We start from the raw sequence: 21820 nt of genomic DNA on the forward strand, positions 1-21820 counted from the left end.
GATTTCAAGAATTGAGTGTGGCACCTGTGAATCAACGGAAGAAGGGCATTGTTTATGGCGGGTCCACGCGTCGATGATATCTATGATCAGGTCAAAGCGATGGCGGTCTCCTTCCGCCTGCGCCCCGGTGACCGCCTGAACGAGGTCGCTCTGTCCAGGGATCTGGGCGTCAGTCGCACGCCGTTGCGAGAAGCGTTGAACCGATTGGTTGCCGAACGGCTGTTCGATTTCCGCCCGGGGCAAGGGTTCTTTTGCCGTCCCTTGGATGCGCAAAGCGTGTTCGACCTTTTCGAGCTGCGCCAGATCATCGAATCCGCGGCGGCCCGATCCGCCTGTACCAAGGCGACGGATGAAGGCCTGCAAAGGCTGCGTGATGAACTTTACGAAACGGGCATCGACATCACTGGCCTGACGATCGAAGAAGCAGTGGCCCGGGACGAAGCGTTCCATCTGGGGATCGCAAGGCTGTCAGGGAACATGGAGTTGTTGCAAACTCTGACGCGGATCAACGAGCGTATCCGCTATATCCGCTGGATTTCCATGAGCATGGACCGGGTGCAGAAGTCCAAGGACGAACATAAACACGTGATGCAGGCCCTGCTGGATCGGGACGCGGACGAGGCGGCCCGGGTTCTGGCGGCTCATATCACAAAACGAATGGATCAGGTTCAGGACGCAGTGCGTCACGGAATTACCAACATCTACATGGAAGGGGCCGAAGACATCTCGACCCGCATTATCGAGGAGGAACAGGGATGATCGTGCAGGGCGGCAAGTCCATTTACGGCGCATCCGTGGGAATCCTCATGCTGGACGCGCAATTCCCAAGAATTCCCGGTGATATGGGCAATGCGCAGACATGGCCGTTTCCGGTGCTGTACCGCATCGTCCGGGATGCCTCGCCTGATCGGGTAGTTCGGCATCGGGCCGAAGGTATGCTCGAGGTCTTCATCGACGCCGCGCAAGAGTTGGTCCAAGACGGCGCGGACGGAATAACAACCAATTGCGGGTTCCTGTCCCTGTTCCAGAAGGAACTGGCCGAGGCCGTTCCGGTTCCTGTCGTCACGTCGTCCTTGATGCAGGTCGAAATGGTGAATCGTATCCTTCCCAAGGGAAAGCGCGCGGGCATTCTGACCATTTCGGCCTCCACCTTGACCAATGACCATCTTCAGGCTGCCAATGTCCCCTTGGACACGCCAATCGGCACTACCGAGGGTGGGCAGGAGTTCACCCGCGCAATTCTTGGCAATGAATCGCATCTGAATGTTGAGAAGGCACGGGAGGACAATGTTGAGGCCGCAATCGCGTTAGCCTCGGACAATCCCGAACTTGGGGCAATAGTTCTGGAGTGCACGAATATGTGCCCCTATGCGCCGGATATTCGGCAGGCGACCGGGCTGCCGGTGTTTTCGATCGTGTCCTTCGTGACTTGGTTCCAAGCCGGTCTTGTTCCGCCGGTGTACCGGAACTGACCTCTGGCCTTTCATCAAGACGGATTGTGTTGGCCGCAGGCAAAACTCAAGCCAGTGTCAGGTCACCGGGTATCGAATTTCGGGTCACGCGCTGTGCATTCGGCAGATCGTTCGACTGCGCACGGTCCTTGGCGGCATTGGCGTCCAGTCCATGGCCGATCCATCTGTTGGTCAGGCGGGTTTCGAGTGTTTTTAAATCGGTGTCCAGAAATACCTTGAATGCCCACAGTTGGTGAAGGTCCGACCAACCCGGCTCGTTCAAGAGAAGGTAATTGCCCTCAACCAGAACAACGCGCTGATCCACCGTGATCATGGACCGCGCGGCAATGGCCAGATCCAGTTCCCGGTCAAACTCGGGTATTGCGACTTCTTCTTCCGCGCGCAATCGATCAAGCAACGCATGAAAGCCGGCAAGATCAAAGGTTTCAGGAGACCCTTTGCGGCTCAGCAGGCCGCGATCCTTCAAGATCACGTTGTCATAGTGGAAGCCGTCCATGAAAACCAGTCCGGTTGCGACGCCGCGCAGATTGAGCTCTTTGGTTGCAAGGCTCGCCGCAGTCGTTTTTCCCGAACCCGGCGGCCCGGCAATCGCGACAAGATGCCGGTCTTGCAGCGGCGGCAAGGCCTGGACGGCATCCGCGATTTTGGTTGCAAGCGCCTCGGGGGTGGCAAGTTTACCCGTCACGCGGCTTGGTCCTCGGCGGGTGGTTCCTTGGCACCGGTCATGAACGCCACTGCGTCGGACATCGTGTAATCCTTGGGATCAACGACGCAGAGGCGTTTGCCCAGCCGATGTACGTGAATTCGATCGGCGACCTCGAAAACATGTGGCATATTGTGGCTGATCAGGATGATCGGAATGCCGCGAGACTTCACGTCCAGGATCAGTTCAAGGACCCGACGGCTTTCTTTCACGCCCAGCGCAGCTGTCGGTTCGTCAAGGATGATGACTTTTGATCCGAATGCCGCAGCGCGAGCCACCGCAACACCCTGACGCTGACCCCCGGACAGTGTTTCAACGGCTTGATTGATATTCTGGATCGTCATCAGGCCCAACTCGCTCAGTTTGTCGCGGGCGAATTTCTCCATCGCCGGGCGGTCGAGCATTCGAAACCACGAGCCCAGCGGCCCCTTGCGGCGGATTTCGCGACCCATGAACATGTTGTCCGTAATTGACAGGGCAGGGGACATGGCAAGCGTTTGGTAGACGGTTTCAATACCAGCTTCGCGCGCGTCGATCGGGGAATGAAAATTTACTTTCCGACCTTCCAGCCAGACTTCGCCTTCATCCGGCATCACCGCGCCGGACACCGCCTTGATCAGTGTAGACTTGCCTGCCCCGTTGTCACCGATCACGGCCAGAATCTCGCCCGGCATCAAATCGAAATCGCACTGATCCAGCGCCGTCACCTTGCCGTAGCGCTTCACAAGGTTCCGTCCTTTGAGAATAGGTTCCATCAGGCTGCCACCTTTCTGATCCACTGGTCGACCGCGACCGCCGCGATGATAAGGATGCCGATCAACAGAAACGTCCATTGCGCGTCAGCGCCCAGCAACCGAAGCCCAAGCGTAAAGACGCCCACGATCAGGGCACCGAACAGCGACCCCAGAATAGACCCGCGGCCACCGAAAAGGGATATTCCCCCGATCACAACCGCCGTTATGCTTTCTATATTGGCCAACTGGCCTGATGTCGGAGACACCGATCCGATCCGGCCGATCAAAGCCCAGCCCGCAAAGGCACAGATCAGCCCGGACAACATGTAAACGGACATAAGCGTTCGGTGCACATTGACACCTGACAACTCGGCAGCTTCCGGGTCATCTCCGACCGCGTAAACATGCCTGCCCCACGCGGTATGGCGCAGGGCGTAGGAAAGCCCGAGGATCAGCACCAGCATGAAGATCACGCCGACGGTGAATACCGCCCCGCCCACGTTGAACTTGGCCCCGAAAAGTTGCAGAATCGCGGCGTTTTCTTCGATCTCCTGTGACCGGATGGTTTCGTTCTGAGAATAGAGGAAGTTCGCCGCAAGAACGATTTGCCACATGCCAAGCGTCACGATGAACGGCGGCAGTTTGATGCGGCTGACCAGATATCCGTTCACCGCGCCGATTGCGGTTCCAACGAAAAGGCCGCAAACGATTGCGACCGTTGGTGGCAGCCCATATCGGAAGGTGAACTGTCCCATGACAACCGACGACATCACCATGATTGCTCCGACGCTCAGATCGATACCGGCGGTCAGGATGACGAGGCTTTGCGCCGCCGCCACGATCCCGACGATCTGAACCTGTTGCAGGATCAGGGTCAGAGCGAATGGCGAGAAGAATTTGGAGCCCAGCAAAGCCCCGAAAATGACGATGGCAGCCACTAGAACGATCAGCGGCACCAGAGAGGGGTTCACATGCAAAAAATGCTGAACCGTTCCGACAAACCCGCGGTGGTGATCGTCAAATTCTGCAATCTGTTCCGGGCTGCCTTTTGCAGCGGCTTCGAAGTCGTCTGATCGTCGTGAAGTATCGGACATAAAGGTTCCCCCAAAGCGTCAGGTTACTGACGACTTTAGCAAGTTTTCGGGCGAATGGGTGGTTTGAAAAGCGGAAGGCCGCCCTCTGCGGCCCTCCGGGTGGTCAGGTTAACCCCAGCAGAGGTCCATGCCTTCTTTGACCGAGATCGACTCGACGCCTTCGGCAGGCTTGTCCGTTACAAGCGCTACGCCGGTGTCAAAGAAATCCTTGCCAGGCGTGTTTTCAGGCTTCACGCCTTCGTCCGCCCATTTCTTGACGGCCTCAACACCCAGCGACGCCATCAACAGCGGGTATTGCTGCGACGTCGCACCGATAACACCATCGGCAACGTTTTGGACACCCGGGCAGCCTCCGTCCACGGAAACGATGAGCACGTCATTTTCGCGCCCGATGGCTTTCAGCGCCTCGTAGGCACCTGCCGCGGCAGGTTCGTTGATGGTGTGAACAACGTTGATCATGGGATCTTTGGCCAGAAGGTTTTCCATCGCGCGGCGACCACCTTCTTCGTTGCCGGCAGTGACATCACTTCCGACCAGTCGTGGGTCATCTTCATCACCGATTACGTTCGGGTCCGCCAGATCGACACCAAAGCCTTGCAGGAAACCCTGATTGCGCAGCACATCCACTGTCGGCTGACTGACGGCAAGATCCAGTGTCGCTATCTTGGCGTCGTTGGCCGCGTCGCCCAGCGTTGCTTTGGCCCATTGTCCAATCAGCAGCCCGGCAAGGAAATTGTCCGTGGCAAAGGTTGCGTCAGCCGAGTCAATGGGTTCCAGCGGCGTGTCCAGAGCGATAACCAGAACACCTGCATCCCGCGCCTGATTCACGGCCGGAACGATGGATGAAGTGTCCGAGGCTGTCAGCAGAATGCCCTTGGCGCCGTCCAGAATGCAGGTCTCAATGGCTTGCACCTGCGTTTCATGGTCACCGTCAACTTTGCCCGCAAAGGCTTTGAGAGTCATTCCCAGCTCTTCCGCCTTCGCTGTCGCACCTTCCTTCATTTTGACAAAGAACGGGTTGGTGTCCGTCTTGGTGATCAGACAAACGGTTTCGCCTTCCGCCATTGCACTGCCAGCCATGGCAGTAACCCCGAGCGCAGCAGCACCCGCAAGTCTTGCAAGTTTCATCGATTATCCTCCCAGTTTTTCCTGTGCCGTACAGGGCACGAGGGCGATCAGGCAAAAACCCTGATCCCATAAGAAACAATCACAAGATTCGAAATTTGAGTCAATAAATAAATCACTCTTATTTATTATTGACAGGGCGGGCGGGCTTTCTCATTCTTCAGCAGGAAAGGGGTGGTCGTGCCGGAAAATTCATCTCGGAAAAATTCGATTGGCCTGCACGGGTCGGAGGTGCGCGGAACCAATCAAAGCGGGATGCGGGCCCGGAACGAACGGCTGGTGTTGTCGCTTGTCCGGCGTCATCAGGCTCTTGCTAAGTCCGAGATTGCGCGCATGACCGGACTGTCGGCGCAAACCGTTTCCGTCATCATGCGGCTGCTTGAGAAGGACGGTTTGCTTTTGCGCGGTGAGCCGGTCCGCGGGAAAGTCGGGCAACCTTCCGTTCCCATGCGCCTCAACCCGGATGGTGCGTTTTTCTTTGGGCTCAAGGTCGGGCGCCGCAGTACCGAGCTGGTATTGACTGACTTTGTCGGAAATGTGCGGCAACGCGAGCGGCGAACCTATGACTATCCAACGCCAAAAGCCACTTTGGAGTTTTCTATACAGAGTCTGGGGAAAATGATGTCATCCATGTCGCCCGAGGCCAAAGGCAGGATTGCGGGTCTTGGAATTGCCATGCCGTTCTACCTGTGGGACTGGGCCCAGACCCTTCAGGTTCCTCAGGAAGAAATGGACCCGTGGCGCGTATCAGACCTGAAGGCTGACCTGGCTCGTCGCCTCGATATGCCGGTTTTTCTGCAAAATGACGCCACTGCGGCTTGTGGGGCGGAATTGGTATTCGGTCCGGCCGATGGACCAAGGGATTTCCTGTACTTCTATATCGGGTTTTTTATTGGCGGCGGTGTGGTTCTCAATGGTGCGATCTTTTCCGGGCGTGGAAACTCGGGCGCAATCGGCCCCCTGCCTGTACCGGATGGTGCGGGTGGTGTCAGACCGCTTATCGACGTGGCCAGCCTGTATGTTCTCGAGCGTGCAATCACCACAGCAGGGGTAACGTCGCATTCCATTTGGGAAACGACCCAGCGTTGGGATGTGCCAAAAATTCAACTGGAAAACTGGTTGAAACGGACGGCAAGCGGGATTGCTTATGCGATTGTCTCATCCTGTAGCCTGATAGATTTCGAATGCGTGAAGATTGACGGCTGGATGCCGCAGGACATCAAGGCGCGTTTGGTTGAAATGGTCGAAGACAAACTGTCCGAGCTGAACCTGACCGGTCTCGAGCACCCCGTGGTGCTGGCAGGGACCGTGGGCCCGGATGCACGCTCACTGGGCGCGGCAAGCCTGCCATTGTCGGAAAGGTATCTTTCAGAAGCTTAGATGTGAAATCACCCTGTTGCCTTGGATATTTCACAAACCGGTTCACTCTCGCAAACTGCCGAGCTCATAATTTTCGATGGCCGTAACACATTTTCGTTGACGGAAGGCTGAGTTGTCTGGCAAGCCGCTCGGCATGTCCGGTTCCGGGGCTTGCTCTGGAATCAATAGGGAATGCGGTGCGGGCTCAGGCCCAATTCCGCAACTGCACCCGCAACTGTAAGCGGCGAGCAGGGCTGAAACGCCACTGGGGTTTGCCCCGGGAAGGCCAGTCCAACGCTTTGACCCGCAAGTCAGGATACCTGCCGGACATGTGTCCTCATAAGGGGCACTCCTAATCGGCGACGGGATGTGCGTCGTACCAGGATGCCTGAAAGGGTGATTTGGCGTTGAATGTCCCGTAGTCAAAACGAATTTCGCGCCGGGATTGGCGCGACGGGACAAGGACGACTGTTCATGAAAACGCTGCTCAGCGCAGCCGTTGCCGCGGTGGCTCTTCCCGCCATCGCAGATGCGCATTTTCTTTTGGAATACACGACCGATACCATGATCCAGAAACCGGGCGATGTGCCGGTCAAGCTGATTTTCTGGCATCCGTTCGAGAACGGCCACGTCATGGATCTTGAAAAGCCGCAGGAATTCTATGTGATCCACAACGGTGAAAAGACCGATTTGCTGGACACGTTGGAACCTATCCGGTTCACCGGCGGGGAAAACGAGGGCGTGGCGTTCAAAGGCAGTGTCCCGGTCAAACGGTCGGGCGACTATGTGCTGGTGACGGTTCCTCAGCCTTATTACGAGGAATCCGAAGACATCTATATCCAACAGCTCACCAAAGCCTTCCTGAACCGCAACGAATTGCCGACCGACTGGATGAATCCCGTAGGTTTGCCGACCGAGATTATCCCGCTGAACAAGCCGACCAACATCATCGCGGGTTCGACTTTCACGGGCCGTGTGCTGGCTGATGGTCAGCCGGTTGCGGGGGTCGAAATCGAGATCGAGTACATGGCCGCCGAGCCCGACATGGAAAGTTCGGCCGCTTCTGCACCGAAAGTCTCTCCGATGCCGGGTGGTGCGGTGGTCGCCATATCTGACGACAACGGGTATTTCTCGTTCGGCGTTCCAAATGCCGGTTACTGGGGTTTCGCAGCACTTGGTTCCGGTCCGGCAACCGAACATGAGGGCAAAGAACTCAGCCAGGATGCGGTCATCTGGATTCGCTCCTGGGATCTGGAGTAACCCAAGATGCACATCGTCGACGGAGCCCTTTCCAACCCGGTTGTAATTGGCGGCGCCATAGCCGCCGCGGGCGGGATCGCCATGGGTCTCAGGTCTCTGGATCTTGATCGCATCCCCACTGCGGGCGTGCTGTCAGCCAGTTTCTTCGTGGCTTCGTTGATCCACGTACCCATTGGTCCGTCGTCGGTCCATCTGATACTCAACGGCATGGCCGGGCTGCTGCTTGGTTGGGCCGCATTCCCGGCTTTGTTCGTCGGGCTTTTGCTACAGGCGGTCTTTTTCGGCTTTGGCGGGTTGACGGTGTTGGGGATCAACACCGTCAACATCGCCTTTCCAGCTGTGGTGGCCGGAATGTTGTTCGGTCGTCTGATCGCGCGTGGAACGCCTTCGCAAGGTGCGATTTGGGGGGGCGTCGGCGGCGCATTTGCCATTGCGGCGACAACCGGCATGGTCGCGTTTTCCCTGGCGCTGTCGGGAGATGAATTTCTGCCTGCCGCCAGGCTTGTTTTCTTTGCCCATATTCCTGTCATGGCCATTGAGGCGATTTTGACCGGGTTCTCCGTGTTGTTGGCGCGCAAGGTCAAGCCCGAGCTGTTTATAAGGGAAGCAGCCACATGAAGCATCTGGTTGTCATATTGGCCGTGTGCTGCGCACCTGTGCCTGCCCTGGCGCACAAGGTCATAGCCGGCGTTTTCGAGTCGGGAGACGTCATAGAGGGCGAAATCGGCTTTTCCAACGGCGACATGGCAAGCGGCACCGAGGTCATTGTTACCGGCCTGGATGGGGCCGAGCTGGGTCGATCGGTCACGGATGCGGATGGTTTCTTTGTCTACACGCCGACCTCGGCCGTGGCGCACACCTTCTTTGCCGACCTTGGCGCCGGGCATGTGGCCGAAGTCACGATGCCTGCCGAAGATGTCGCGCGGATCATGGGCATTGCTGTGGCAGAAAACGGTGACTTATCTTCGGCTGCTGTGACGCAGGCCAGCGGTTCGGCGGCGTCTCTCAGCGCCGAAGAACAGCAGGTTATCGCCAAGGCCATACGTGACGAATTGCGCCCGCTCAGGCGCGAGATTGCGGCCTATCGCGAACAGAACGACCTGCAAACCATCCTTGGCGGGATCGGGTACATCGTTGGTCTGTTTGGTCTGGGTTTTTACATGGCGGCCCGCCGCAAGCTGGCGTCCTGATGGCACACGTTCTGGGGCACAAGGAAAAAACACTGTCCGAAGCCGGTGACGGGCCAGAAGGTCTGATCAGCCTGCTGGATCCCCGGATGCGGATCGTCATGGCAGTTGTTTTTGCAGTCGTGACCGTGGCGCTGTCATCCCTCGGCGCGCTTTGCGCGGCGCTGGCAGTGTCGCTTTCGCTTCTGATAGTTTCACGTCTGCCGCGGCGAAAGACGTTGAAGCGAATGGCCATGATGGATGGGTTCATCCTGTTCATGCTGGTCCTGTTGCCCTTTTCCATGCCCGGGGATCCGATGTTCACGCTTTGGGGATTCCCTGCAAGCTGGCAGGGTTTTTGGAAAGCGGTCGAGATTGCCTTGACCGCCAATGCCGTGATCCTGTCCCTGATGGTTTTGGTCGGGACGATGGAGCCGGTCACACTGGGCCACGCCCTGCATCGTCTGCGGTGCCCGGAAAAGCTGGTTTACCTGCTGATGTTCACGATCCGTTATATCGAGGTCTTGCGCGAAGAATACCTGCGGCTGCGGGCCGCCATGAAGGTACGTGGTTTTCGGCCAGCAACAAACTGGCACACATATCGCAGCTTTGGCTACCTTGTGGGTATGATGCTTGTGCGCGCGATCGAAAGATCGGAACGCATCCTGGCCGCGATGAAGTGCCGCGGGTTTTCCGGGCGTATGCCGTTGCTTCAGGAATTTGCCCTGACCCGCGCGGACATTGTGTTTGCGACTGGTTTCAGCGGTCTCTGCCTGGGTCTGATCATTCTGGAATTCGCATGACACTGATCGCGCTTGAAGACATCTGTTTTTCCTACCCCGGCCAGCCACCCGTTCTGGACGGGGCAAGCCTGAGCCTGAGCGCGGGGCAGCGCCTGTCCCTGACAGGTCCGAACGGAGCGGGAAAATCGACGCTCCTGCGGATTTTGCTTGGGTTGCAGCGCCCGTGTTCGGGCACCGTCACCGTTTTTGGTCAGCAACGCGTGGAAGAGGCTGATTTCCATGAGGTCCGCCGCCGGGTGGGGCTTGTATTTCAGGATGCGGACGATCAGCTGTTCTGCCCGACCGTCGCCGAAGACGTCGCTTTTGGCCCGCTCAATCTGGGCAAGACCCGTGACGAGGCACTTGCCATCGTCGACAAAGTTCTGGGCGATCTGGACCTGATGCATCTGAAGAACCGCATTACCCACAAATTGTCAGGCGGTGAAAAACGGCTGGTGACCCTGGCGACGGTTCTGGCGATGGAACCCGAAGTGCTGTTGCTGGACGAACCGACGAATGCGTTGGATACAAAAAACGAAGCGCGCCTGCTGGAAATCCTGCGCGCGTTGCCACAGGCGATTTTGCTTGTCAGTCATTCGCCGGCGTTCCGCTTGGAACTGGCGCCCGATGAACTGGATCTTCGCGACGGGAAGCTGGTGCCGGTCTGACCTGTTCTCGTGGCAACCGGACATGGTGGTTTTAGATATGCAATCATACCGCCTGAGCCACGCCATGAAACGGAAAGCGAACCTTGTGCGTCGTCAGGCCTTGGCTATGTGCGCCTGCGGCTCATCAGCCCATATTTGACCGCCCATGCCCCAAAGGATCCACGTCTGCGCCTGTCCTGTTTCACAGGTTGCCTGGATTGCGCACCGCCTTTGCGGTTGAATTCGAACACGTCAATTATCCGCTCGGCACAGCCACAGGCTTCGCCCATGCCGACTTTGGCGAAATAGAATTTCTCGAAACGTTCGGGGTTCTGCATGGCTGACCTCCTGAAGGCATTGAACCCCATGATGGACGCATTGCCAAATCACTTTCCTGCGTTTCAGGCAGCCGTGCTATGGCGCGGCGAACTCGCTTCCAGTCCAGACATTGTCCAGTTGATTGAAGACCGGTGAAGTAATGAGCATTTCTGCGGAGTATAGCAGTTGCAGCTCATCCGCAAACCGCGTGACGCCCGGCACAAGCCCGGTGATGTTGCGCCATTCCGCCCAGGTTCCGGGATTTGACAGACTGTTCGGATTGCCGGGATCAGCGGGCTGGTGCCACCCGGCGGCGTTCAGCAGTGGTGTGAGCGCAAAGCGCGCATCATTGCTGTCGACTTCGGTACAGGCAGAGGCATCGCATTCCCAACTTGTCCAGTTCGCCGCCGCGATGGTTCCGGCGATCGGTGCGGCGGCGTCGATGACCCGAACCATAACTTCGAACCCGCCACCAGCCGTCAGACGGCTGAGCGACAAAGGGTCTGTCGCCACGGCGTGCAAAGCCGCTGTTGGAGCCAGACTGAATGTCCGGCCGATCATAGCCAGCTGCGCAGAGCCGTCTGTTGCGGGTGCAGACCCCGCAGCAGGCAGGACCCTGAAAGGTGTCAAAATCGGAACCGCGCCACCGCGGATCGTGATTTCCTGCACCGCATTGTCAAATGCCGGAACAAAGTCGCTACGGATCGTATAGGTCAACGGGAAGCTGGGTTGTTGTGGCCCCGCAGGTCGGGCACCGTCACGTGTGACAAAGGACAACGGTGGAACGGCACCGGGCTGTGGCACCGAAATCTGCGGCCCTGCTATGCCCAGCGCCGCCGCGATCATGCGCGCGCGCTGTTCGGCCTCTCCATACTCGCTGAGCAGATTGATATAGCCTCCGATCTCGGTGATGTTGCGCGGGGCAGGGATGCGGGATGGTGCAATGTCGCCAGCGATGGCCAGCCTGTGGGCTATAACCTCTCGGGCGCGCTGAATCGCCGGGGAATTGGTGGTTTCAAGAATATTGATGATGGCCTCGGCAAGGCTTTCATCGATGCCCGGTTCGGGGGTTGCATTTGTGCTGGTGTCACTCATCGTCGTCCTCCGCAGGGGCGCTCAGGCCATTGAGGAAATCCAGTACGGATTGGCTGCCGGCCTTGGTTGCGCTGCCGTCATCCGCATCCGTATTGGCTTTGGTAAAGGCCCCGAAAAGCTTGGCCAGAAGCAACGTGTTGGAAGGATTGGCCAGAGCCGCAGCACCACCGGGGAAATCCTTGAACAGGTTTTGAACGAAACCGGCCCGGTTGCCATCCGGTTGCCCGCCAATCAGCGCAGAAACTCCCGAAGCGTTCTTGGCGATATCCTCAAACCCCTTGAGCTTTGCGGCATTGTCGGCAGCTGTCTTTTTCTTCTCGGCGGCTTGTTTTTTGGCTTCTTCCTCTTTGCGAGCCGCAGCGATCTCTTGCCCCTTGCCCGCAAGCTCAGTGGCCTTGCCGACAAGCTCTTTGGTCAGATCCGTCGCCGTGTCTATGGCTTTGTCCCGACCGGCGGCGACCGATTGCGTTTCAAGGGCCAGTTGCGCCTGCAACTCTTTCAGGCCCGTCAGATCGGTTCCCGCCCGTGCAAGATCAGGCGCGGCTTTGAGGATCTCGGCCAGTTGCGAAGTGGGCACGGCCTGGCCTGTACCAATGTCGCCACCGGCGATGGTGAGCGTGTTCGAAGGTTGATTGGCCGGCAGGTCTGATGGCGCACGGGCGCCAAAGATCGCATCGCTGTCCGCGGGCAGGACCGGCGTGTCGCCGACCGGGGGTGGCGTCGGGCTGTCCTGCCAGTTCCAGAAGCGGCGATGGTCGATCATCTCGCAGGAATTGCAGCGGCCCAGAACGGCCTCGCCCAACAGGCCCCTGGTCGGTAGCGAGATCGTGCGGCGCGGTGGTCGGAAGTCTTCGCGATGGAAGGCCAGCAGGCTGTCCTGAATGTCGCCGGTCCGCATCTCCATTCTGTCGGCCAGATCGGGCGGGATCGAGAACGGCATGATCATTGCATTGCCATAGAAGCCCAACACCTTGTTCTGGACCGTGCTGAGCAGCGATATCTCGCTTGAGGCGTCATCCAATCCGCCATCGGGCACGCCGATGGTGAAGCGTTCCAGCAGGATGGCCCGTTCCTCATCCGTCATACTGGCCCAGATCACGCGGGAATAGCGAACGGTGTCGGCAACGATATGCTGATACATTTCCTCGATCCGCCGCAGATCACGGCGTGACAACACATCCGGCACTTCCTGTACCGAATAGGGTAGGGTCGCAGGCAAAGCCTGGAATGTGTTGTCGTCGACGATGGTCTGTGCGTCCTCATTCATGCGCGCTTCGAACTCGCTGATCATCGGCGCGCCGACCAGATCGTCGAAATCCGAGCCTGAAATCGTCGTGTGAAGGCTCCGGTTGATGTTGCGTGTGGCGCGATCCAGATCATCCGCATCTTCCAGGTTCGAGATATGTTCCCAAATGTTGAAGATGTTGATCGGGTCCGGGCCGGTATAGAATGAATAGGCAAAAGAGCCCGTCCGCCTGCGCAACTCGACGCGGGCGATGTCGGAACGTTCGACCGAGCGGGGCAACGCCACGGATCCGGTATAAGTCCGCCGGTTGGTTGGATCACGGCGCGCGTCAGCCAGCCGAACCAGCAGGTTTTCGCGTGTCTCGGCAGGCAAGTCATGCAGGTTGTCGATGTCGATCGGCGATCCGGTCAGGGGCACTGGCCCAACGCGGTCGCCATCCTGCGTGAAGATCACCGCGGATATGTCATCATTGGGCATGAAAGTGCCCTGCGCCTCGAAGCTGACGATGTCCTGCGCGACACCCGGAGCATTCTGCGGTGTCGCGTCCTTGTCCGCGTAAAACTCTTCCAGCAGTTTCAGGGCGGTGCGGAATCTGCGACGGTTTCGGAACACGCGGCGGAAAACGTCTGCGTGGCGCAGGATCACCTTGTACCGGCTCAGCAATCCGGACCGGCTGACATTGCCCGGCAATTGATCGCCTTGCCCCAGACGGCGAAAGCGGATGAGCTGCATGGGAACGAAGACCACCAATTGAACGCCTTCGATCCGCGTTTCCAGGGAAAAGTCGCGCAGAACCTCGAACCATTGCATCGTCATTGCATGACAGTGGTTGCGGTTGGCCACGAATTTTGTCGTCGCCGTCCGCCGATCACTTGCCGTGGCTGTACGAACGCTTGTTCGGGCCGAACTTCGCTTGACCGAAGCGGCCCGTTCCAGTGCGGCCGAGAATGTCTCGTGCGTGTCTGACAGAAAATCGCGTGACGTGTTCTGCGTGTTGGACGAATTGCCTGACGAGTTGGAGCTGGAACGGGCGCCGCTGAAACCGACCCCGCCCACTATGGCCCCAATACCGCCAAACAGACCGCCACCAATGCCGCCGGCGCCCCCGAAGCTTTTTGTGGACGCCTTGGTCGAGAAAGAGGATGTTCCACGGATCACTTCGTCCAATGCGGTTTCGAATGTGCTGTCGAAAGAGGTGTCGCGCGCCTCTTCGAATTCCTGTTGTTCCTCGAAGGTCAGGCTTTCGCGTTCGCGCACGGTCAGGGTTTCGCGCTGTTCCGACACGACGATCCGTTGTTCTTCGCCCGGGGCAAGCGGCAGGGAATAGACCAGACGCCCCAATGACATTCCGGCGTGAACGGCGGTTGAACGCATCTTGGCGATATAGCCAAGCGCCAGGCTGGAAGCTTTTGGCACATCCTGCGGGCGCTGTTCCAGATCTTCGAAAAAATCCTCGATATCAATGGGTTCGTCAATCGGTATCCGATCGCGGAAATCCCAGTCTCCGCCGTCATTGTTGAATGCGCTCAACAGTGTTTCGGCAGAAAGATTGGCCTGTGCAAAGGTGCCGCCCGGAATTGTCGTGACAAAGCGATTGCCGCCTACAGGGCGGGTGCGAACGATGTTTTTCGGCCCGACAAGCGGGTCGATCAACCGGTAAAGAACCGAATAACGCCGCCGCGAAACCGTGCCTCCTTCGGTTCGGTATTCCGAAGCGCAATCACCTTCGCCCAGAACGATTGGGGCCTGCGTGCCGGTGAAGTCGGATATGTTTTCTTCCGCATCCTCGGGATCCACCGGCAGAATATCGGCAAGCTCACCCAGGATCGAGCGCTGCAAAGGGAGGACAGTGCGATCCAGCACCACGAGGCCCAATTCACCATCCAATGCATCAATGCGCGGCACTGCCTCGGTCAGAGTGGTGTTCTGCCCGCGAATCCGCAATCTGAGGCCATTTTGCGGCAGGCGCAGATTGGGCAGATCAAGCGAAAACAGGCCCCGCGCATCCGTTACGGCGGCTTTTACAGCCCATGAAAAATCCGCGTTGTCGATGCCTTCACTGGCGGTAAAGGTTGGGCGCAGCGCTTCAACGATTACCCGCTCGGCAGGGGTGCCGTCGGGATTGATCAGTTCACCGCGCAGTTTCGGGGCAAGGGTTGGGACGACAGCGCCCAGATACCCGTCGGCCAGATCCTTGCGTATGGTTTCAAGCTGACGAAAGACGGCACCGGTGGACTGAACGCGCTGATCGACCAGATCGTTGATCACCTCAGCAGACAGGTCAATGCCGACACCACGGCGCAGCGCCTTGAGCTTCTCGGCTTCGACGCGCCTGAGATCGTCAAGGCTGTCAGCCGTAAAACCGGCCGATCCCGAGAGTTCCGCCGAGATCGTGGGATTGGGTCGAGAGGTCGGAAGGGACAGCGTAATGCGCGGGGGCTCACTGCTGGAGTCGGACATGAAGTCACCTCGTAGGAAAGCGCTGCAAGAAACTGAGTGCCGGGAAAAATCAAATCTCGAAAGTTGACCCAACGTAACATGTTTCAGGGATTCGCAAAAGAAAGGCCCGTGCCCGCCTTTTCCGCGACGCGTTTCGAACGCAGGATCCAAAATGCCTTGCAGCAATGGATCTGGTGATTACTTCGTGAAACCGGTTGCCTTCAGCTTCTGCGCCAGCAGGCTCATATGCTTGTAAATTTCACCTGCATCGCGGTGCCACGCCGCTACATCCGCGCCCTGCTGGGCAACGACCTCTGCGTCCCCTCTTGCCGCCGGACCGGTCAGAGCAGAATGCGGGCCAAGAAGGTTAACGTTTTCGACTGTGCTGCTCAACAAACCAGCGTTGAGCTTGCGGGCAGTTTCGTCCGGCACGCCGGCCTCGGCCCACGCTTCGCGGGCGATGGCCTGCAAGACAACGGCGAAGTTGTTCGATATCACAGCGGCTGCATGATACAGGCTTTTGCTTTCAGACCGGATGGGAAAACAGGTGGCTCCCAATCCCTCCAGAAGCGGCTGAATGAACGCTGTGGCGTCTTCATCGCCTTCCAAACCGCACAGCGCCTCTTTGAATTGCGCGGCAGCGGCCTGTGGATCGGCGAAAGACAGGACGGGATGAACGCTGGCCAGAGACCATGAGAGGCTTCGCAACGGCGCCAGGTGCTCGGCAGGAAAATAGCCGCTGCAATGGAAAGCCACTGAAGGCTTCCCGGTTTTTTCTTGGTTTTCGAACGCCTCTTTCAATTCGTGGGCCACCGCAGAAATTTGCGTGTCGGGTACTGAGAGGATCCACAGATCAGCTGGCCGCAGATCGGCATAGCTTGCGGCAACGCGCCCGGTTTTGGACAACTGGGCGGCTTCATTTGCCGACCGAAAGGATGTGCTCAGAATATCCTGGATCCGGCAGCCATCAGTGCCATCCAGAAGGCTGATCAGCGTTTTGCCAACCCGCCCGGCACCGACAACGTTAATTTTGATTTCAGTCATCTGGGCGCTCTGTTCTTGTCGTTTAGTCCGCCCCACGGTGGGACGAATAGAAAAACGCAATGGCTTGAGTTCTGTTTTTGACGTTCAGCTTCTCATAGATATTGGACAGGTGGAACTTGACCGTGTTGGTGGATATCTGAAGTTCCTTGGACAGTTCCCGGTTCGACATCCCCTGTGCCAGGGCCTCCAAAATGGCGCGTTCCTTGCGCGACAGGCTTTGAATCGGATCCTGTTTCATCTTCCGGACGTCGATGAACGGAAACACCATCTTGCCTGCTGCCACTTCGGCGCAGGTCTCAAGAAGGCCTTCGACCTCACCCGAGCGGGCTGCAAATCCAGCGGCGCCCGCCTGCATCGCCAATCGCGGGACATCCCCAGAGGTATCGCCATAGATGACAAAGCGCGGTGCATCGGCCTGATCGCGCAGCACCTCGATCAGTTTGGCAGCGCCCAGGGCCGGAAGCGTCCAGTCCACGACACCGACCTGAACGGGTATCCGCATCACCGTTCCCAGAAACCCTTCTGCCGTTGCCGACGTGGCGACCAGAGAGAATCGGGGATCACGTTCGAAAATTTCCGACATGGCCGACAGAACCAGCGGGTTGCTGTCCGCAAGCATGATGTCGATGGGTTTGTCCGATGTCTCAACCATATGATTTTGCCCATATTTTACAAGATACTACCCAAAAGGGTGGGGTGGATTTTGGTATACCGTCGTATTTTTGCCAAAACGGGTAGGTAATTACCCACACTATTAGCCATCCAAAAGCAGTAGTAAGTTACGTTGCGCCATCCGGCAAGCTCGCGTTTTCTGACCGGTATCTTGAACCATCAGGCCGCAATACCCGGCCAACAGCCGAGGATGTCAGACCATGACCTTTCAGATTTTCCCTCCGCTCGAAATTCCCGAGACCCTTGCCGCAGGGCCGGGGCCGGGCAATACGGATGTGCGTGTCCTGAAAGCCTTCGCCGGCGCAGGGGTCGCCGATCACATGCAAGGCGATGTCCTCAGGGGCATGATCGAATGCAAGCACATGCTGCGGAAAATCTGGGGTACCCGGAACGCTTATACGTTCGCCGTCGCGGGCACCGGATGGAGCGCGCTGGACACCATGTTCTCGGCCGTCATGCCCGGTGACAAGGTTGTTGCCTTCACCAACGGCACATTCTCGGGGATCGACGCGTTGACGCTGCGGATCAAGGCGGCAACGCCCGCCGAGCACGCAGCCAGCCCGCTTGACCCACAGGCGGCGAGTGTCACGGTAGTCGAGGTTCCACATGGCCAGCCGGTGACTGCTGAACTGATTGAAGCGACTCTGGCCGAGCACAAGCCGAAATGGGCTTTCATGGCGCATTGGGAAACCGGATCGGGCAGGGTGAACGATCTGCGCGGTTTCTCGGACGCATGTGAACGTCATGACACCATGGGGCTGATCGATGCGGTCTCGTCTCTGGGTGTCGAAGACTTTGCGATCGATGACTATCCGGGTGTGGCAGGCTGGGCATCCTGCCCGCAGAAAGGCCTGTGCTGCTTGCCGCTGACCTATGCCCCTGTCAGCTTTACCGATGCCTATATCGAGGCACTGAAATCCACAGGTGCCTATACCTATGTACACAATCCGATCTTCGAGGCCCGCCACTGGGGCATCGTCGATGGGCAAGACGTGGAAAAGGGCACCTATCACCGGACCCATTCCGGATATGCGGTTGCGGCATTCCACGAGTCATTGCGCCTGACCTTGCAGGAAGGTCTGGCCAAGCGGTCGATGTCTTACCGGACGCATGAAAAGGTTCTTCGGGACGCGGTGACCGAGATGGGGTGCGAGGTCACCTCGGACATGCCCAGCCTGATCGTTCTCAACCTGCCTTCCGAGCTTTCTGGCCGCGAGATGGAACTGGTGCAGAACTGCCGCGCCCGCGGGTTCGGCATCTGGCCCACCTTGAGCGAACCGGTGCAGGTTCGCATCGGCATCCTAAATCAATTGAATCGCGAGGCCGTCAGCCGGATTGTGCGCCTGTTCGCCGAAGCCATTCGTGAGCTGGGGGGAGAGGTCGACCAAGACGCGATCGAAGCTCTGCTGGAAAGCCGTTACGGCACTTCAATAGCTGCTTAAACAGGAGCGCATCAGATGGATATCCACGAATACCAGGCGAAAGAAGTTCTTTCGAAATTCGGCGTCGACGTGCCCGCCGGCGCGCTTGCCTACAGTCCAGAACAGGCGGCCTATCGGGCGCGCGAACTGGGTGGCGACAAATGGATTGTCAAGGCGCAGGTCCATGCAGGCGGGCGCGGCAAGGCCGGAGGGGTCAAGCTCTGCAACAGCGAAAACGAAATCTACAAGGCTTGCGATGATCTGTTCGGTCGCAAACTGGTGACGCATCAGACGGGTCCTGAAGGCAAAGGCATCTATCGTGTCTACGTCGAAGCCGCAGTGCCGATTGACCGGGAAATCTACCTTGGCTTTGTTCTGGATCGCTCCAGCCAGCGGGTGATGATCGTCGCCTCGTCCGAAGGCGGGATGGAGATCGAAGACATCTCGGCCGACCGCCCCGACAGCATTGTCAGGTCCATCGTTGAACCGGCTGTCGGGCTTCAGGAGTTTCAGGCCCGTGAAATCGCCTTCAATCTTGGGGTTGAAGCCAAACTGATCCAGCAAATGGTGCGGACGCTGCAGGGCTGTTATGCCGCCTTCAGCAATCTTGACGCCACGATGGTCGAAATCAATCCGCTGGTCATCACCGGTGACGACCGGGTGCTGGCGCTGGATGCCAAGATGAGCTTTGACGACAACGCTCTGTTCCGCCACCCGCAGATCGCCGAACTGCGCGACAAAAGCCAGGAAGACCCGCGCGAAAGCCGCGCTGCGGATCGCGGGCTGTCTTATGTCGGGCTTGACGGCAATATCGGTTGCATCGTCAACGGGGCCGGTCTGGCGATGGCCACCATGGACACGATCAAGCTGGCAGGCGGCGAGCCTGCAAATTTCCTCGACATCGGCGGTGGCGCGTCGCCTGAACGGGTGGCCAAGGCGTTCCGGCTGGTCCTGTCGGATGACAATGTTCAGGCCATTCTGGTCAACATCTTCGCCGGTATCAACCGCTGCGACTGGGTGGCTGAAGGAGTCGTTCAGGCGTTGAAGGAACTTGACCTCGATATTCCCGTCGTCGTGCGGCTGGCCGGCACTAATGTCGAAGAAGGCCAGAAAATTCTTGCTAAATCGGGCCTGCCGGTCATTCGCGCCACGACGCTGATGGAGGCGGCAGAACGCGCTGTGGGCGCTTGGAAAAACGACCTTACTCAGGGCACCAAAATGAGGGTTGTGTAATGAGCATTCTTCTCGATCGTGACACGCGTGTCATCGTGCAGGGCATCACCGGGCGCATGGCGCGGTTCCACACCAAGGACATGTTGAACTATGGCACAAACGTGGTGGGTGGCGTCGTGCCCGGCAAGGGGGGCGAAACCGTCGAAGGCGTTCCGGTTTTTGACACCGTCAAACAGGCCGTCGAAGCCACCGGCGCCGATGCCAGCCTGGTCTTCGTACCGCCCCCGTTTGCGGCGGATTCCATCATGGAGGCCGCCGATGCGGGCATCCGCTATTGCGTTTGCATCACCGACGGCATTCCGGCACAGGACATGATCCGGGTGAAACGGTACATGTATCGCTATCCGAAAGAGAAACGCATGGTTCTGACCGGTCCGAACTGTGCCGGCACCATCTCGCCCGGAAAAGCTTTGTTGGGCATCATGCCGGGGCATATCTATCTTCCCGGACATGTGGGGATCATCGGCCGTTCGGGGACATTGGGATATGAGGCGGCGGCCCAGTTGAAAGAGCGCGGGATCGGCGTTTCGACCAGTGTAGGAATCGGGGGCGACCCGATCAACGGATCGTCATTCAAGGACATCCTTCAACGGTTTGAAGACGACGAAGACACGCATGTCATCGCCATGATCGGCGAAATCGGAGGCCCGCAGGAAGCGGAAGCCGCCGAATATATCCGCGACCACATCTCCAAACCGGTGATCGCCTATGTCGCCGGCCTGACCGCTCCGAAAGGCCGTACCATGGGGCACGCGGGGGCGATCATCTCGGCCTTCGGCGAAAGCGCCAGCGAAAAGGTCGAGATCCTGTCCGCCGCAGGTGTCACCGTGGCCGAAAACCCTGCCGTGATCGGTGAGACGATCGCCCGCGTGATGGAGGCTGCGTGATGGTCAAACCATCGGTTCTGGTTACCCGTCGCTGGCCTGCTGCCGTCGAGGCGCAGCTGGCCGAGAACTACAACACCGTTTTGAATACCGGCGACAAACCCATGTCCCCGGCTGAAATCCGGCAAGCGTTGAAATCCTATGACGCCGTGCTGCCCACTGTAACGGACACGCTGAGCGCCGAGGCACTGGATGTGCCGGGTGTGCAGACAAAAATCCTTGCCAATTACGGCGTCGGCTACAGCCATATCTGCGAGCCGTCGGCACGCGAGTTGGGTATGACCGTGACCAACACGCCCGACGTTCTGTCTGAGTGCACCGCCGATATCGCCATGACGCTGCTTTTGATGGTGGCGCGTCGGGCGGGTGAGGGCGAACGCGAGCTGCGTGCAGGTCAGTGGACAGGATGGCGGCCCACGCATCTGGTCGGAACCAAGGTCAGCGGCAAGACACTGGGCATCATCGGATATGGCCGCATCGGACAGGAGATGGCCCGCCGTGCGCATCACGGGTTCGGCATGGACGTGCTGGTTTGCAACCGTAGCGCCGTATCGCCCGATGTTCTCGCCGAATGCAACGCAAAACAGGTGGACACCATTGATGACCTGCTGCCGCAATGTGACTTCGTTTCACTGCACTGTCCGGGCGGCGCAGCCAACCGCCATCTGATCAATTCGCGCAGACTTGGCCTGATGAAGCCTGACGCATTTCTGATCAACACCGCACGGGGCGAAGTGATCGATGAATGGGCGCTGATCCAGGCCTTGGTGTTCGACATGATCGGCGGCGCTGCATTGGACGTTTTCGATGGTGAACCGCGGGTCAGCCCGGACCTGTTGCAATGCGACAACCTCGTCATGCTTCCGCATCTGGGCAGCGCGACCCGCGAAGCGCGCGAAGCGATGGGGTTCCGGGTTCTCGACAATCTGAGCGACTTCTTCGACGGCCGCGAACCTCGGGACCGCGTGATCTGAGGCCACCTTCAAACATCACGCAATGGCGTCCAACGCAGCCGTGGCTGCGTTCCTCTATAAGGAGATATGACCAGTGAATGCCCCGCACCGTTCAGATGGATTTTTCACCCAGTCCCTTTCTGATCGTGATCCCGAGCTTTTTGGCTCGATCA

The 21820-nt window shown here is 58.4% G+C and carries 21 protein-coding genes and 1 riboswitch; of the genes, 12 read left to right on the forward strand and 9 right to left on the reverse strand.

What is annotated here, in order from left to right; translation table 11 throughout:
- Positions 1 to 54 precede the first annotated feature (54 nt).
- Complete coding sequence (locus tag I9185_RS19855) at positions 55 to 759, forward strand: GntR family transcriptional regulator (RefSeq protein ID WP_210093895.1); 705 nt, start codon at positions 55 to 57, stop codon at positions 757 to 759.
- Complete coding sequence (locus I9185_RS19860) at positions 756 to 1472, forward strand: aspartate/glutamate racemase family protein (protein WP_210093896.1); 717 nt, start codon at positions 756 to 758, stop codon at positions 1470 to 1472. The genes I9185_RS19855 and I9185_RS19860 overlap by 4 nt, the downstream gene beginning before the upstream one ends.
- 46 nt (positions 1473 to 1518) lie before the next feature.
- On the opposite strand, the gene I9185_RS19865 is transcribed toward I9185_RS19860, so the two are convergent.
- The 4 genes from I9185_RS19865 to I9185_RS19880 form a co-directional block, all read right to left on the reverse strand.
- Complete coding sequence (locus tag I9185_RS19865) at positions 1519 to 2157, reverse strand: hypothetical protein (protein ID WP_348539754.1); 639 nt, start codon at positions 2155 to 2157, stop codon at positions 1519 to 1521.
- Positions 2154 to 2930, reverse strand: a complete 777-nt coding sequence (locus I9185_RS19870; RefSeq protein ID WP_171638512.1) for an ATP-binding cassette domain-containing protein — start codon at positions 2928 to 2930, stop codon at positions 2154 to 2156. The genes I9185_RS19865 and I9185_RS19870 overlap by 4 nt, the downstream gene beginning before the upstream one ends.
- Entirely contained in the window at positions 2930 to 4003 is a 1074-nt protein-coding gene (locus I9185_RS19875) for an ABC transporter permease (protein WP_171233900.1), read from the reverse strand. Before I9185_RS19875 ends, I9185_RS19870 begins: the two co-directional genes overlap by 1 nt.
- 108 nt (positions 4004 to 4111) lie before the next feature.
- Positions 4112 to 5131: a sugar ABC transporter substrate-binding protein gene (locus I9185_RS19880; RefSeq protein ID WP_210093897.1), complete on the reverse strand. Its 1020-nt coding sequence runs from the start codon at positions 5129 to 5131 to the stop codon at positions 4112 to 4114.
- A gap of 252 nt (positions 5132 to 5383) precedes the next feature.
- Between I9185_RS19880 and I9185_RS19885 the strand changes: the two genes are divergently transcribed.
- The 6 genes from I9185_RS19885 to I9185_RS19910 all read left to right on the forward strand — a co-directional run bounded on the left by I9185_RS19885 (position 5384) and on the right by I9185_RS19910 (position 10363).
- Entirely contained in the window at positions 5384 to 6508 is a 1125-nt protein-coding gene (locus tag I9185_RS19885) for an ROK family transcriptional regulator (protein ID WP_171638562.1), read from the forward strand.
- 121 nt (positions 6509 to 6629) lie between these two features.
- Positions 6630 to 6830: riboswitch (cobalamin riboswitch) on the forward strand.
- Between the two features lie 131 nt (positions 6831 to 6961).
- Positions 6962 to 7747, forward strand: a complete 786-nt coding sequence (locus I9185_RS19890; protein WP_171638510.1) for a DUF4198 domain-containing protein — start codon at positions 6962 to 6964, stop codon at positions 7745 to 7747.
- A 6-nt stretch (positions 7748 to 7753) separates the two neighbouring features.
- Positions 7754 to 8365, forward strand: a complete 612-nt coding sequence (gene cbiM / locus I9185_RS19895; protein ID WP_210093898.1) for a cobalt transporter CbiM — start codon at positions 7754 to 7756, stop codon at positions 8363 to 8365.
- Positions 8362 to 8937: a cobalt ABC transporter permease gene (locus tag I9185_RS19900; RefSeq protein WP_210093899.1), complete on the forward strand. Its 576-nt coding sequence runs from the start codon at positions 8362 to 8364 to the stop codon at positions 8935 to 8937. Before cbiM ends, I9185_RS19900 begins: the two co-directional genes overlap by 4 nt.
- A complete protein-coding gene (gene cbiQ, locus I9185_RS19905; protein ID WP_210093900.1) occupies positions 8937 to 9716 on the forward strand; it encodes a cobalt ECF transporter T component CbiQ in 780 nt (259 codons plus the stop codon). Before I9185_RS19900 ends, cbiQ begins: the two co-directional genes overlap by 1 nt.
- Positions 9713 to 10363 (forward strand): ABC transporter ATP-binding protein, encoded by a 651-nt coding sequence (locus I9185_RS19910; protein ID WP_171120850.1) that lies wholly within the window; start codon positions 9713 to 9715, stop codon positions 10361 to 10363. The genes cbiQ and I9185_RS19910 overlap by 4 nt, the downstream gene beginning before the upstream one ends.
- Positions 10364 to 10467: 104 nt before the next feature.
- On the opposite strand, the gene I9185_RS19915 is transcribed toward I9185_RS19910, so the two are convergent.
- From I9185_RS19915 to I9185_RS19935, 5 genes are all read right to left on the reverse strand, one after another.
- Positions 10468 to 10680, reverse strand: coding sequence for a hypothetical protein (locus I9185_RS19915; protein WP_209835549.1), 213 nt, complete (start codon positions 10678 to 10680; stop codon positions 10468 to 10470).
- Positions 10681 to 10756: 76 nt separating this feature from the next.
- Positions 10757 to 11755 carry a hypothetical protein gene (locus tag I9185_RS19920; protein ID WP_210093901.1) on the reverse strand — a complete coding sequence of 333 codons (999 nt, stop codon included), beginning with the start codon at positions 11753 to 11755 and terminating at the stop codon, positions 10757 to 10759.
- Positions 11748 to 15461, reverse strand: a complete 3714-nt coding sequence (locus tag I9185_RS19925) for a hypothetical protein (RefSeq protein WP_210093902.1) — start codon at positions 15459 to 15461, stop codon at positions 11748 to 11750. Before I9185_RS19925 ends, I9185_RS19920 begins: the two co-directional genes overlap by 8 nt.
- Positions 15462 to 15638: 177 nt before the next feature.
- The gene (locus I9185_RS19930; RefSeq protein ID WP_210093903.1) at positions 15639 to 16484 is read right to left on the reverse strand and encodes a Rossmann-like and DUF2520 domain-containing protein; all 846 of its coding nucleotides are present in this window, start codon (positions 16482 to 16484) and stop codon (positions 15639 to 15641) included.
- A gap of 22 nt (positions 16485 to 16506) precedes the next feature.
- Positions 16507 to 17136, reverse strand: a complete 630-nt coding sequence (locus tag I9185_RS19935) for a response regulator transcription factor (protein ID WP_245218233.1) — start codon at positions 17134 to 17136, stop codon at positions 16507 to 16509.
- Positions 17137 to 17356: 220 nt separating this feature from the next.
- On the opposite strand from I9185_RS19935, the gene I9185_RS19940 reads away from it, so the two are divergent.
- Genes I9185_RS19940 through I9185_RS19955 form a run of 4 tightly spaced genes read left to right on the forward strand, consistent with a single transcriptional unit; the run spans position 17357 to position 21668 of the window.
- On the forward strand, positions 17357 to 18598 hold the full coding sequence (locus tag I9185_RS19940; RefSeq protein ID WP_210093904.1) for an aminotransferase class V-fold PLP-dependent enzyme: 1242 nt from the start codon (positions 17357 to 17359) through the stop codon (positions 18596 to 18598).
- 15 nt (positions 18599 to 18613) lie between these two features.
- Positions 18614 to 19810, forward strand: coding sequence for a malate--CoA ligase subunit beta (locus tag I9185_RS19945; protein WP_209835554.1), 1197 nt, complete (start codon positions 18614 to 18616; stop codon positions 19808 to 19810).
- Positions 19810 to 20697: a succinate--CoA ligase subunit alpha gene (gene sucD, locus I9185_RS19950; RefSeq protein WP_171230723.1), complete on the forward strand. Its 888-nt coding sequence runs from the start codon at positions 19810 to 19812 to the stop codon at positions 20695 to 20697. Before I9185_RS19945 ends, sucD begins: the two co-directional genes overlap by 1 nt.
- Positions 20697 to 21668: a D-glycerate dehydrogenase gene (locus I9185_RS19955; RefSeq protein WP_210093905.1), complete on the forward strand. Its 972-nt coding sequence runs from the start codon at positions 20697 to 20699 to the stop codon at positions 21666 to 21668. The genes sucD and I9185_RS19955 overlap by 1 nt, the downstream gene beginning before the upstream one ends.
- Positions 21669 to 21820: the final 152 nt, after the last annotated feature.

It is taken from the genome of Ruegeria sp. HKCCSP346 (assembly GCF_017872595.1).
Taxonomy (GTDB): Bacteria; Pseudomonadota; Alphaproteobacteria; order Rhodobacterales; family Rhodobacteraceae; genus Ruegeria.

Bases quoted from the DNA above. Each gene is read 5' to 3' on its own strand.
- I9185_RS19855 (WP_210093895.1), top strand. From the start codon at position 55: ATGGCGGGTCCACGCGTCGATGATATCTATGATCAGGTCAAAGCGATG.
- I9185_RS19860 (WP_210093896.1), top strand. From the start codon at position 756: ATGATCGTGCAGGGCGGCAAGTCCATTTACGGCGCATCCGTGGGAATC.
- I9185_RS19870 (WP_171638512.1), bottom strand. From the start codon at position 2,930: ATGGAACCTATTCTCAAAGGACGGAACCTTGTGAAGCGCTACGGCAAG.
- I9185_RS19875 (WP_171233900.1), bottom strand. From the start codon at position 4,003: ATGTCCGATACTTCACGACGATCAGACGACTTCGAAGCCGCTGCAAAA.
- I9185_RS19880 (WP_210093897.1), bottom strand. From the start codon at position 5,131: ATGAAACTTGCAAGACTTGCGGGTGCTGCTGCGCTCGGGGTTACTGCC.
- I9185_RS19885 (WP_171638562.1), top strand. From the start codon at position 5,384: ATGCGGGCCCGGAACGAACGGCTGGTGTTGTCGCTTGTCCGGCGTCAT.
- I9185_RS19890 (WP_171638510.1), top strand. From the start codon at position 6,962: ATGAAAACGCTGCTCAGCGCAGCCGTTGCCGCGGTGGCTCTTCCCGCC.
- cbiM (WP_210093898.1), top strand. From the start codon at position 7,754: ATGCACATCGTCGACGGAGCCCTTTCCAACCCGGTTGTAATTGGCGGC.
- I9185_RS19900 (WP_210093899.1), top strand. From the start codon at position 8,362: ATGAAGCATCTGGTTGTCATATTGGCCGTGTGCTGCGCACCTGTGCCT.
- cbiQ (WP_210093900.1), top strand. From the start codon at position 8,937: ATGGCACACGTTCTGGGGCACAAGGAAAAAACACTGTCCGAAGCCGGT.
- I9185_RS19910 (WP_171120850.1), top strand. From the start codon at position 9,713: ATGACACTGATCGCGCTTGAAGACATCTGTTTTTCCTACCCCGGCCAG.
- I9185_RS19915 (WP_209835549.1), bottom strand. From the start codon at position 10,680: ATGCAGAACCCCGAACGTTTCGAGAAATTCTATTTCGCCAAAGTCGGC.
- I9185_RS19920 (WP_210093901.1), bottom strand. From the start codon at position 11,755: ATGAGTGACACCAGCACAAATGCAACCCCCGAACCGGGCATCGATGAA.
- I9185_RS19925 (WP_210093902.1), bottom strand. From the start codon at position 15,461: ATGTCCGACTCCAGCAGTGAGCCCCCGCGCATTACGCTGTCCCTTCCG.
- I9185_RS19930 (WP_210093903.1), bottom strand. From the start codon at position 16,484: ATGACTGAAATCAAAATTAACGTTGTCGGTGCCGGGCGGGTTGGCAAA.
- I9185_RS19935 (WP_245218233.1), bottom strand. From the start codon at position 17,136: ATGGTTGAGACATCGGACAAACCCATCGACATCATGCTTGCGGACAGC.
- I9185_RS19940 (WP_210093904.1), top strand. From the start codon at position 17,357: ATGACCTTTCAGATTTTCCCTCCGCTCGAAATTCCCGAGACCCTTGCC.
- I9185_RS19945 (WP_209835554.1), top strand. From the start codon at position 18,614: ATGGATATCCACGAATACCAGGCGAAAGAAGTTCTTTCGAAATTCGGC.
- sucD (WP_171230723.1), top strand. From the start codon at position 19,810: ATGAGCATTCTTCTCGATCGTGACACGCGTGTCATCGTGCAGGGCATC.
- I9185_RS19955 (WP_210093905.1), top strand. From the start codon at position 20,697: ATGGTCAAACCATCGGTTCTGGTTACCCGTCGCTGGCCTGCTGCCGTC.